Source organism: Magnetococcales bacterium (assembly GCA_015232395.1).
In the GTDB taxonomy this organism is placed as follows: domain Bacteria; phylum Pseudomonadota; class Magnetococcia; order Magnetococcales; family JADFZT01; genus JADFZT01.
Genome location: JADFZT010000034.1, coordinates 36,718 through 47,915 on the forward strand (window position 1 = coordinate 36,718; position 11,198 = coordinate 47,915).

At 56.9% G+C, this 11,198-nt stretch carries 8 protein-coding genes; all 8 read right to left on the reverse strand.

The window, feature by feature from the left end; genetic code table 11:
- Position 1: 1 nt before the first annotated feature.
- On the reverse strand, positions 2 to 925 hold the full coding sequence (locus HQL52_10955; GenBank protein MBF0369962.1) for an aldo/keto reductase: 924 nt from the start codon (positions 923 to 925) through the stop codon (positions 2 to 4).
- A 79-nt stretch (positions 926 to 1,004) separates the two neighbouring features.
- Positions 1,005 to 2,000 (reverse strand): UDP-N-acetylglucosamine 4,6-dehydratase (inverting), encoded by a 996-nt coding sequence (pseB, locus tag HQL52_10960; GenBank protein ID MBF0369963.1) that lies wholly within the window; start codon positions 1,998 to 2,000, stop codon positions 1,005 to 1,007.
- 124 nt (positions 2,001 to 2,124) lie between these two features.
- Complete coding sequence (gene cysZ, locus HQL52_10965) at positions 2,125 to 2,859, reverse strand: sulfate transporter CysZ (GenBank protein MBF0369964.1); 735 nt, start codon at positions 2,857 to 2,859, stop codon at positions 2,125 to 2,127.
- Complete coding sequence (locus HQL52_10970; protein MBF0369965.1) at positions 2,856 to 3,419, reverse strand: sel1 repeat family protein; 564 nt, start codon at positions 3,417 to 3,419, stop codon at positions 2,856 to 2,858. The genes cysZ and HQL52_10970 overlap by 4 nt, the downstream gene beginning before the upstream one ends.
- A 95-nt stretch (positions 3,420 to 3,514) precedes the next feature.
- Positions 3,515 to 5,596, reverse strand: a complete 2,082-nt coding sequence (locus HQL52_10975) for an AAA family ATPase (GenBank protein MBF0369966.1) — start codon at positions 5,594 to 5,596, stop codon at positions 3,515 to 3,517.
- A gap of 471 nt (positions 5,597 to 6,067) precedes the next feature.
- The gene (locus tag HQL52_10980) at positions 6,068 to 7,309 is read right to left on the reverse strand and encodes a nucleoside:proton symporter (protein MBF0369967.1); all 1,242 of its coding nucleotides are present in this window, start codon (positions 7,307 to 7,309) and stop codon (positions 6,068 to 6,070) included.
- A 56-nt stretch (positions 7,310 to 7,365) separates the two neighbouring features.
- The gene (locus tag HQL52_10985) at positions 7,366 to 8,376 is read right to left on the reverse strand and encodes an NAD-dependent epimerase (GenBank protein ID MBF0369968.1); all 1,011 of its coding nucleotides are present in this window, start codon (positions 8,374 to 8,376) and stop codon (positions 7,366 to 7,368) included.
- A gap of 194 nt (positions 8,377 to 8,570) precedes the next feature.
- Positions 8,571 to 10,508 (reverse strand): aconitate hydratase, encoded by a 1,938-nt coding sequence (locus tag HQL52_10990; GenBank protein ID MBF0369969.1) that lies wholly within the window; start codon positions 10,506 to 10,508, stop codon positions 8,571 to 8,573.
- Positions 10,509 to 11,198 lie beyond the last annotated feature (690 nt).

Sequence of the window (11,198 nt, forward strand, 5' to 3'; positions counted from 1 at the left end):
ATCAGGCTGTTTCCCAGAGGGCGGGGTTGAGAAACCGCTCCCCCTTTAAGGCAAAGGGCTCCCAATCAGGAAAAGTATCGTGCACGGTGGCCGCCTCCTCTACGATATCGGCGAGTTCATCCGAGGTCGCAACCCCTACCAAAATGTGATCGAGTTCTTCCAGGCTCATCACGAAAGCCAGTGCCCCCCGCAGCCGGGACCAGCCGATCTCCTGAAGATATTTTTGATAGCGTAAGAGATCCCCCCGAACCGGCTCGAAATAGTCGGGAACCGCCTCAGCGGCCATCAACAGCACTCCCTGTAGAAAAATGGAGCGGGCGTGGATCTCCACCCCCCGATCCTTGAGGCGGCGTAGATGGCCGGAAGCGATCAGACGTTGATCGAAAAGATTGATCGGCAGCTGGATCAGGGTGGGTGAAAACCGCTCCAGGATGGCATCGATCTCCTCCCCGCTATAGACCGAAACCCCGATTTTTTCCACCAGGCCAGCCTCAACAAGCCCCTGCATCTCCAGCCAAAGCCTCTCCCCCCCCGGCATCAGAAGATCCGCTGCACGGTGGATGAGCAGGCCATATATGCGAGGTATGCGTAGCCGTTTCAAGGAGCGCTGGAAACTGGCTACAAGCTCCAAAACGGATTGATCGCTGATGTGGGATGATTGAATAAAAGAGGGGGTTTTGGTGACGATTTTAAAGGGGTGGGTCGGGTGCAGAAAGTTGCCCAATACCTGTTCCGATTGGCCATAGGCGGGGGCGGTATCCAGGAGGGAAAGCCCCTCCTCCCTGGCCAGATTCAGAATGGCTTGGGCTTCTTTGAGTCCGGGCTGGCCATGGTGGTTGGAGAGACCATAAGCCATCCCCAGCTGCACGGTGCCAAGGCCGAATCGGGCCAAGCCGGAAGCTTTCGTGGTGGGTGTCGGATTCACACGCCTCTTCCCATCGTCGAAGTCCCTTCCAAACAGCACCCCGCTCCTCTTGGGGATCAGAACGATGCCGGGCTGAAGTTCAGGACTCCCGATTCAATTCCGTCAGCTCTGCCACCGTGAGAAAGTGGGGATTGTCCCCGGAGTTGTATTCAAAGCCGTCCGCTACCGGCACACCCTTTTCACCCAGGCCGTTTTCGGCATAATTGCGGGATTGAAAAAAGGTGATGGAGGGTTGGATGACAAAATGATCATCGAAGGAGAGGGTCAGGTGGGAGTCATCCTTGGGGCACATGATCTCATGGAGTTTTTCCCCGGGCCGAATGCCGATCTCCCGGGTGGGAAATCCAGGCGCAAAGGATTCGGCCAGATCGAGAATCCGCATGGAGGGAATTTTGGGAATAAACACCTCCCCTCCCTTCATGCGCTGAAAGGATTGCAGCACAAAATCGATTCCCTGATCCAGGGTGATCCAAAAACGGGTCATGCGCCGATCCGTTATGGGGAGTTCCTTGACCCCTTCCTGGAGCAGCTTGTGGAAGAGCGGCACCACCGACCCCCGGGAGCCGACCACGTTGCCGTATCGCACCACTGAAAAACGGGTGGGATGCCCCCCGGCAATGTTGTTTCCGGCGACGAAAAGTTTGTCGGAGACGAGCTTGGTCGCTCCATATAGATTGACCGGATTGGCGGCTTTGTCGGTGGAGAGGGCGATGACCTTTTGCACCCCACATCTGAGTGCGGCATCAATGACATTTTGTGCCCCGTGGATGTTGGTTTTGACGCACTCCATGGGGTTATATTCCGCCACCGGCACCTGCTTGAGGGCGGCGGCGTGGATCACCAGATCGACGTTGCCCCGCATGGCCATCTCCAGGCGCTCCCGGTCCCGGACATCGCCGATAAAAAAGCGCAGGGCGTCGTGATGGAACTCCCGTTCCATTTCCGACTGCTTCAGCTCATCCCGGGAATAGATGATCACCTTTTTTGGGATGAATCGATCCAGGATTCTTTGCACGCATTTACGCCCGAAAGAGCCGGTTCCGCCAGTTATCAATATGGTTTTGTCATCGAACATGTCGGATTGAATCCATCACGCTGCTGGGAGGGCCAAGGGGGAGGTGAAGTGTCCACAATGCTGGCGCATCAGGGGTGCCGAAAAGGCTCGGGTGCATTTGGCACACTGAAGCTGCCAGGAGCGGTCATTCCCCAACCTTGGAAAAGCGATCCACCCACATGGCGGTGGCTCCAGCTACAGCGGCCGGCATGGCGAGAAAATTGACCCCCGGAATCAGGGTGGCCAACATCACCGCAAAGCCAAAGCCCAGAGACATCATGCGGCTGGTACCCAGTCGGCGGCGTACCTGCTTGCCGCTCAGGTTGTGATTGCCCAGGGGATAGTCGGCATACTCCACCGTAAACATCCAGGCGGTGAAGAGCATCCAAAAAATGGGTGCCGCGACGTTGACGACGGGAATGAGGGTGATGATCAGAAGCAAAATGGCCCAGCGCAAAAAATAGAGCCATTTGGAGAGTTCGTTCCAGATTGCGGGCACCAGGCGCTTCAGCACCCCGCCTCCCGGTCCACCCTCAAGGCCACGACCCATCAGATGCCCCTCCACCCGCTCAGCCAAAAGGCCGTTGAAGGGGGCTGCGATCAGGTTGGCTACCAGGGCGAAGAGGAAAAAGACAATCACCGCCGCACCGATAAAAAAGAGCGGCAGCAGCAACCATTCCAGCCATCTCAGCCAGCTGGGCAGCCACTCGGTAAATTGACCGATGTAAAGCTCATACCAGCCAAAGCCGTACCAGGTGCCAAAACCGAACAGCAGGGAGTTTAACAGGAGAGGCAGAAAGACAAAACGGCGCAGACCGGGCTTGAAAATCAGCCCAAGGCCTCGGAAAAGATAGAAAAAGCCCTTGATGGGGTCGGTCATTTGGGTTGCCAGTCATCGCTTTTGGCTTGGGCTTCGGCGATCTGCTCCGGGGTCATGTCTTGAGCCGCGATGGCGCGATTGTCAAGCCCGTCGGTGAGGCCGTTCATGGCGGCCAGGGTAAACCACATGTAGGCGGCCACCAGGTCGGGGTCGACCCCTTGTCCCGTGGCATGGAGAATGCCCAGATTGTTCATGGCGTTGGGGTCTCCCTGTTGCGCGGCCAGTTGAAACCACTTGCCCGCTTCCACAGGGTTTTCCGGCACTCCCAGGCCTTCCATGTGCATGGTGCCCAGATCGTGCTGGGCGGCAGCCATGCCCTGCTCTGCTGCCAGGCTGTGCCATTTGAAGGCTTCGGCATAGTCCTGGATGACCTCCCGGCCTTCCAGAAAGAGGGCGCCGAGATTGTGCTGGGCCTTGGGATCACCCCACTCGGCCATGGTAACCAGAGCGGTGAGATAGTCGTCCTGTCCTCCCAGGGCGTGTAGACCCTTGGGCATGTCCGATGGGGGAAACGCCATGGGGTTCGCATCCTCAATACTGATCATTTCCGGTAGCGCCATTTTACCAGCCTATCCTTGTTTTCCCAACCGGGTATGAAACGATTTCGAAATCAATCGAGCCGTGTTCACGAAAAATCCGGTGGATGGTGATCCCTTTAGGATTGACCCGCCTCTTTGGCCAAACCCTGGGCCAGGTGGGAGGTTGGGGGGGAAAGACGGTTGATCTTGACCCGGATGTCCCGAACCGGCAGCACATAAGGACCGGCCTGCCGTAGCTTGGGGCTCAACTGGGCGATGGAAGCTTTGGCTGCCTTGTAGGAGGAAAAATCTCCCAGGAAAATCAGGTAGCGGTCATCCTCCAAGGGAAAAAGGTGGAGATCATCCCCATCGAAGGCGTTTTGGTCACTGATGGAAGAGGTGTCGAGTTTTTCCGCAGCCTGTTTGCGCACAATCATCAGCTGAATGGAATAGTGACTGCCATTGGAGTTTTCCAACCATGCTCTGGAGGCGGACTCCCGTTTGGCCAGGATCGATCCATTCAGTGGGCCGGATTGGCCGGGTTTGACGGAGGCATGAGAAGCCTTCCGGACCCGGACAGGTTCGTGGCCGATGGCGGTTTGAATCGCCTTTTGGGTGGCGGTATGGAGTGCCAGTTTGGTGGTTTTTTGACTCGCCTTTTGACTCGCCTTTTGACTTGAAGTGGATTTCACTGCCTCCCCCATGGGAGCCGTTTCAGTGATCCGCTTCAGGGGATGGGGTTCCGGCAAGGCCTGGATACTCGCTACCAGTGTGGTGCGGGGATCGCTGTTTTTGCCATCCCAGGAGCCGTGGTCGCCAAAGCTGCCACTTGAAGCCATCGTGACCACAGGGGTGTTATGGCTGTCAGTGGAAAGCGTCTTTTTGGTGGCAGTCTCAGCTTTGGTTTCGGCTGATCCAGCCAGGATTCCAGCCAAAACCGGCCTGGGGGAGACATCCATCACCTCGATCTCCTGGCCACTGTGATAGCCGCTGGTGGCGGGATCGGAGCCTTTGCTTTTCATGGCGCGCTGGAAGGCCACCCGGGTTTGGTTTAAATGTTCGAATTCGGGCTTGGCCGGGCTTGCTATGGCCGGTTTGGGCTCCGGCGTGGATTCGACGATTTTTTCCCAACCTGGGGAGAGCAGACCGCTGCCGATGAGAAGGGCCAACCCCGAGGTGGCTGCCAGGGCAACGGCAGGGCGCCACATCTCTGACGGATCAATCCGCCGCCCCCGGGAGAGCACTCTCAGGCTTCGTTTGCGTGGATGTGGGTGTTGGGGGAGTTCCTCTTTGGAGTCACCCCGGGAATCGGATGTTTCCCCAAGTTGATCAGAGGTTGCTTTGGGAGCCACCACAGCCAGGGCTTCCTCCCCCTCTCGGATCGCTCCCAGCACATGCCACCCTTCGATTTCCGTTACCCGCTCCCGATAGCCTTTCAAAAGGGCCATGTGGGCCAGACGATTGAGTTCCCGCAGGCGTCCGGCGCTGGCGGCATGCATCTCGTGAATGGCCCCTGGGGTAAAGGGGCCGGGCTCTTTGCGTCCGGTTTTGGTCAGGCGGTGGTGGATGTAGCGTTCGGTCTCTTCCTTGGCCAGAGGGGAGAGGTGAAAAAAGCCGGAAAGCTTGTCCACAAAGTGACCGGTGCGGGAAGAGCCCAGCAGTTCATCCAGTGGAGAGCGGCCCAGAAGCACCACGCGCAGGCCGTTTTTGTTTTCCCACCCCTTGTCCCCCAGCAGGGCGATTTCTTCCAGAGAGGTCAGGGGCATGTCGTGGGCGTTGTCGATGAGAATCACCACCGGCTTGAGAGGAGACGCATCCAAAGCCTCTTGGGTATCGACCCACTCCTCGCCAGCGCTCTCTTCTTCAGCCCAGATGCCTCCCAGACGCTCTTTGAGGCGGCGGGTGGCTTTGCCGGGGTTGGGTAGCTCTTCCAGCCCCAAACCCCGATCCAGCAGAGCATGGACCTCTTCAGGTAAAATGTTTGGATGAGGCAGACGAATGGGGATCATCTCTTCGGTGAGACGCTCGGCAAGCATGCCACAAAGCAGGCTCTTGCCGCTGCCTCCGGGGCCGATCACCTTCCAGATTCCCGGACCACTCAGAATGGCATCCACCATGGCGTCCAAGGCAAATCCCCGACCACCGCCATCAAAAAAGAGGCTGGTGTCGGTATCGTTGCTGAAGGGAAACCGGTCCAAACTGTACTGTTCCAGATACATCTCGTTTTCCTCGATTGAGTCTGGGGGGTGGCGTTGGGGTGTCAGTCCCGTCTTTTCACTTGAAAAGAGAGTGCCTGCCAAATTTTTTGGCTAAATCGTGACAGGGAGTATGCGATATTCATGCCATATCCAAGGGCACTGATTTCGAATCATTTCATTCCACCACACCCTTTCCAGTGCAGCCCAGGGTGGGAAGGGGTTCGTCAATTCAGTGACGGAATCCAAAAAAGGGGGCGTGCAAGGGAAGACGAGAGGGGTGCAAAGCGGCAGAAGAGGGCAGATTTTGCCTGAAGAGGGAAAGTTTGTTTGGGGAAAGATCTTTGCTTTGCATAGGGGGGCTTCAGGGAGATGGGGGGAAGGATCAGGGATGAGATCAGGCCTGCCCCATACCCCCGGCCTGATCTCATCCCTTGTCAGACTTTTTTTCTGGAGCAGCCTGGCCAGAATCAGCAGCCAACCCCATCGAAGGAATCAGCCAGCCACCACCCCAACCACCGCACCGGTGAGACAGGTGGCCAGGGTACCCGCCACAATGGACTTGAAACCAAGCTCGATGATCTCCCCCCGTCGCTCCTTGGCCATCTCCCCCATCCCCCCAATCATGATGCCGAGACTTCCCAAATTGGCAAAACCACAAAGAGCATAGGTCATGATGAGGCGACTGCGGGGAGAAAGGGCTTCGTCGGAAAGCTTGGCCAGATCCAGATAAGCGATAAATTCGTTGAGTACCGTTTTGGTACCCATGAGCGCCCCGGCCTGAAAACTCTCCCCCCAGGGGATTCCCATGAGCCAGGTGACCGGCGCCATGATAAAGCCCAAAAGTCGCTGGAGGGTGATGGCGGATTCTCCCAAATGGGGCAAGAGCCCCAGGAGTTGATTGGCCAGATTCACCAGGGCTACCAGCACCACCAGCAGGGCCAAAATTTGGATGAGGAGCGAAACTCCCTGGGTGGTGCCCCGGGTGATGGCATCCATGGCGGAGCTGGTCGATTCCGGCATGACCAGGTGACCGCTGGTGGGAGGGCCGTCATCGGGTACCATTAAAAAAGCCACGGTGATCGCGGCTGGAGCGCTGATGATGGAGGCGGTCAGAATATGTCCCAATGCTCCGGGAATGACCGGTTCCAAAATGGCTGCATAGAGCACCATCATGGTGCCGGCAATGGTGGACATCCCGCAGGCCATCAAGGCAAACAGTTCACCCCTGGTCATCTTGGCGAGATAGGGGCGGATCAGGAGGGGAGCCTCCACCATACCGACGAATACATTCATCGCAGCCCCCAACCCCAGAGCACCGCCGATGTTGAGTCCTTTTTCCAGCAGCTTCGAAAACCCGCGCACCACCCAAGGCAATATCCGCCAGTGAAAGAGCAGCGCCGACAGGGCGCTCATCACCAATACCAACGGCAGCCCCCGGAAGGCCAGAATGTAAGCCGCTCCCGGAAAGGGTTCGGCAAAAGGCAAACTCCCCCCGCCCAGATAGCCGAAAACAAACCCGGTTCCCGCTTTGGTGGCCCCTTCCAGCGCCAATACCAAGCTGTTGAGGGTGATGAAAAAATCTTTGAAGAGGGAAAATTTTAAAAAGAGTAGTGCCAGTAACCACTGAAACAGGATGCCTGCGATGACGGTTTTCCAGCGGATTTTGCCGCGATTTTCACTCACCCCCCAAGCGAGCCCCAAAAAAACCAGAAAACCGAACAATCCCTGTATCATCATGGTGGCCCCCTCCCCTCCTCAATCCCATCAATGGCAACGGCTTTGAACATCCATCACTTTTGGCCGTAATAGTCGAGATACCAGGTAACGAAACGATCGATGCCCTCGGTGACGGTGGTTGCGGGCTTGAATTGGACATCCCGGGTGAGATCGGTGACATCGGCGTAGGTGTCGGGCACATCCCCCGGTTGCAGGGGCAGCATGTTCATCGTGGCCTTTTTGCCCAGCCTCTTCTCCAGGGTCTCGATATAGTCCATGAGATCCACGGGGTTGTTGTTGCCGATGTTATAGACCCGATAGGGAGCCAGGCTTGTGGCCGGGTCTGGGGCATCGCCGGACCACTGGGGGTTACCCTGGGGAACTCGATCCAGCACCCGAATCACCCCTTCGACGATGTCGTCGATATAGGTAAAATCCCGGCGATGTTTGCCGTGGTTGAAGACATCGATGGGCTCACCGGCCAAAATTTTACGGGTAAAGAGAAAGAGTGCCATATCCGGACGACCCCAGGGGCCGTAGACCGTAAAAAAGCGCAAGCCGGTGGTGGGGAGCTGATAAAGATGGCTGTAGGTGTGGGCCATCAACTCGTTGGCTTTTTTGGTGGCGGCATACATGGAGAGGGGGTGGTCGACGTTGTGATGCACCGAAAAAGGCATGTCGGTGTTGGCGCCGTAGACCGAGCTGGAAGAGGCGTAGACCAAGTGCTCCACCCCGTGGTAGCGGCACCCCTCCAGGAGATTCATAAACCCTACCATGTTGCTCTCGACATAGGCGTGGGGATTTTCCCGGGAGTAGCGCACTCCGGCTTGGGCGGCCAGGTTGACCATGCGCTGGATCCCCTCTTTGGCAAAGAGATCCTCAATCCCGGCCCGATCCGCCAGATCCAGTTTTCGGAAGGTGAATCGTTCCTGATCCTCCAGGCGCTTCAGGCGGGCTTTCTTGAGATTGACATCATAATAGTCGTTGAGATTATCAATCCCGATCACCTCGTCCCCCCGCGCAGTCAGGCGCAGACTCAGTTGAGAACCGATGAATCCTGCTGCTCCGGTAACGAGGATTTTCATGTTTTCGCCTATATGGGGTCGATGTCCAAAGGAGGAAAAATTTAAAAAAAATCCCGAAACCATGATGTTGGCCCCGGGGTGGTTCAGGCTTGGAGTGGACTCCTCCCCCCCGCTCTCTTGACGGAACGAGGGGAAGGAATCCGGTTCAGGTGTATTTCAACAGGTATGGATCAACCTGGTGAAAGATATCCGACTCAGGCTTGCTGCTGGGCGAAATAGGAGAGTGCACCACCCGAGCGAATCATGGGCAGATCTTCCTTGCCTTGGGCCAGATCCAGGGGAATCTCCTTGGAGCCGTTGACCTTCAGCGTCAACTTTCCGCTCTCCAGGTTGGAGGTGTCCAGGGCGAGCTTGTCCCCTTGTTCGATCTGGTCATAATCGGCTGGATTTTCAAAGGTGAGGCCCAGAATGCCGAAGTTGGCCAGGTTGGCCAGATGAATCCGCTCGAATCCTTTGGCGATCACCGCTTGAATCCCCAAAATCCGGGGGCACAATCCGGCATGCTCCCGGGAGCTACCCATTCCGTAGCCGTCACCGGCAACGATAAAGCCGTGACCACCGGCATCACGCAGGGTGATGGCACGGCTGCTGAAGGTGGGGTCGGCCTGGATAAAGGTGGCCTGCTTGGCATACTCGTCGGCGTTGGAGCGCAGGGCGAGATATTTACCAGCGGGTTGAATCAGGTCGGTGGTGACCTCGGGTCCCAGTTTCAGCAGTACTTCGCCTTCGAGGGCGGCAGGCAGCGGCGCCAGGTCGGGCAGGGATTTGATGTTGGGGCCAAAGCGCAGCTCCACCTTATCGGCTTCTTCTTGGGGAAGAGGTGCGATGTAGGCGCCCATATCCACCACCATGGGGGTTTCGTTGATGGTGATGGCACCATTCGTGACTTCCCGCACATCCACCAGCTTGCCAGCGACGGCACTGGCGGCAGCGGTGGCCGGGCTCACCAGATGCACATCAGCATCTTGGGTTCCGGAGCGACCGGCAAAGTTGCGGTTGGCGGTGGAGAGCATGACGCCGTTGGTGGGGGGGCTGAAGCCCTGACCGATACAGGCGCTACAGGCATTTTCCATGATACGCACGCCTGCGGCAAAAAAGACCTCCATGTAGCCCGCTGCGGCCAACATCCGGGCCACAGCCTGGGAGCCCGGGGCGATGGCGGTATCCACCTGGACCCGTTTGCCCCGGAGGATTTCGCCCACTTTGGCCAGGTTGGCATAGTTGGCGTTGGTACAGCTGCCGATAAAGACCGCGTCAATCGCCATGCCCGCATGGTTGGGGACCGGCTCCATGGATTTTAGGCGGGGATAGAGGGCGATGGTGGGGGCCAGTTCCGACAGGTTGATTTCCACTGTGCGGGAATAGGTCGCCCCTTCGTCTGCCATCAGGGGTTGATAGTCATCCTTGCGCTGACGCTGGGTGAGATAGTCCTGGGTGACTTCGTCGCTGGGGAAGATGGAGAAGGCCACGCCCCCTTCCGTTCCCATATTGGTGATGGTGGCCCGGTCCGTGACATTCAGGCTTTTGAGGCCCTCTCCGGTATATTCGAGGCAGATCCCTTTGTTGCCCTTGATGCCGATTTGGGCCAGGACATTGAGGATGACATCTTTGGCGAGGATACCCCCGGGCAGAGAGCCGGTGAGCCGGACTTCGACTACTTCGGGCATCGTGATCTTGTAGGGTTTGCCCGCCATGGCAAAGCTGACATCGGTTCCACCGGCACCCATGGCCAGCATACCCATGCCACCGGCGTTGGTGGTGTGGGAGTCGGCTCCGAGGACCGATTTTCCGGGCTGGGCGAAATCTTCCAGAAAGACGCTGTGGCAGATGCCGTTACCGGAGCGGGAAAACCAGCAGCCATATTTTTTGGAAAAGGTTTCCAGATAGCGGTGGTCGTCGCCATCAATGAAGCCTACCTGCAGGGTTTTGTGATCCACCACGATGACGGCGGTGGTTTTGACCCTGGGAACACCCATTTTTTCGAAGGCCAGAGCTGCGGCGGTGCCGGTGGCATCCTGGTAGAGGGTGTGGCTGAATTGGATCTGCAGAGGTTGTCCCGGAGCGGGCAGTTCAGAGATGCCCCCAGCGGCGTTGGCCAGCAAGATTTTCTGCGCTACATTCAGTGCTTTCATCGGATTTATGGACCCCTTTTATGTGCTAGAACGTATCTATATAACGAGAGCGCCCAGCAGAATATCCCGGTCGATCCGAAAAAACAAGTCAGCCTGCCAGCATGTTGTTCCGATAGCTGTAATTTAAGAATAAATCTTTCTTGTAAAATGGCTGGATCAGGTGGGGAACATCTCTGTTCAGTGGGAATTCATGCCCTGGAGGCGCGAGGGAATGGACATGGAAAGCCCATCCCGATCGTGATCATCGGCGTGGGTTGAAAGGTGCGTGGTTTGGCCATGATTGTTGAAAGGTGCGTGGTTTGGCCATGATTGGGGATGGGGGTTATACCAAAGCTGAAAAAGGGTGTGGCGGCAGGAAAGAAGGGCCTTGAAAAAAAAGAGGTGGAACTCCAACGGGGTGGGGCTATGATGACAAGTTTGTGGGATGGAAGGTAGAGTCAGGGAGGACGATCTTTTCTGGCATCAGGTTTTCTTGACCCAAGAATTATTTTTTTGTTTTAAAACATATAATTACAACATTCAAGTGGCGCTGATGGAAGGTTGGGGATGAACTGAATGATCAAGGTGTGGCTGGGGGGATGGGACCAACAGAAGTTAGGTTAGCTTGTCTAAGGGTAACTATTCAGCTTCGTTAGACTGCATGAAGGAGGGCCGCTGACCTTCAAACAGCAATTGCAGGGCTTCGGAAGC

Bases quoted from the DNA above. Each gene is read 5' to 3' on its own strand.
- pseB (MBF0369963.1), bottom strand. From the start codon at position 2,000: ATGTTCGATGACAAAACCATATTGATAACTGGCGGAACCGGCTCTTTC.
- cysZ (MBF0369964.1), bottom strand. From the start codon at position 2,859: ATGACCGACCCCATCAAGGGCTTTTTCTATCTTTTCCGAGGCCTTGGG.
- HQL52_10970 (MBF0369965.1), bottom strand. From the start codon at position 3,419: ATGGCGCTACCGGAAATGATCAGTATTGAGGATGCGAACCCCATGGCG.
- HQL52_10975 (MBF0369966.1), bottom strand. From the start codon at position 5,596: ATGTATCTGGAACAGTACAGTTTGGACCGGTTTCCCTTCAGCAACGAT.
- HQL52_10980 (MBF0369967.1), bottom strand. From the start codon at position 7,309: ATGATACAGGGATTGTTCGGTTTTCTGGTTTTTTTGGGGCTCGCTTGG.
- HQL52_10985 (MBF0369968.1), bottom strand. From the start codon at position 8,376: ATGAAAATCCTCGTTACCGGAGCAGCAGGATTCATCGGTTCTCAACTG.
- HQL52_10990 (MBF0369969.1), bottom strand. From the start codon at position 10,508: ATGAAAGCACTGAATGTAGCGCAGAAAATCTTGCTGGCCAACGCCGCT.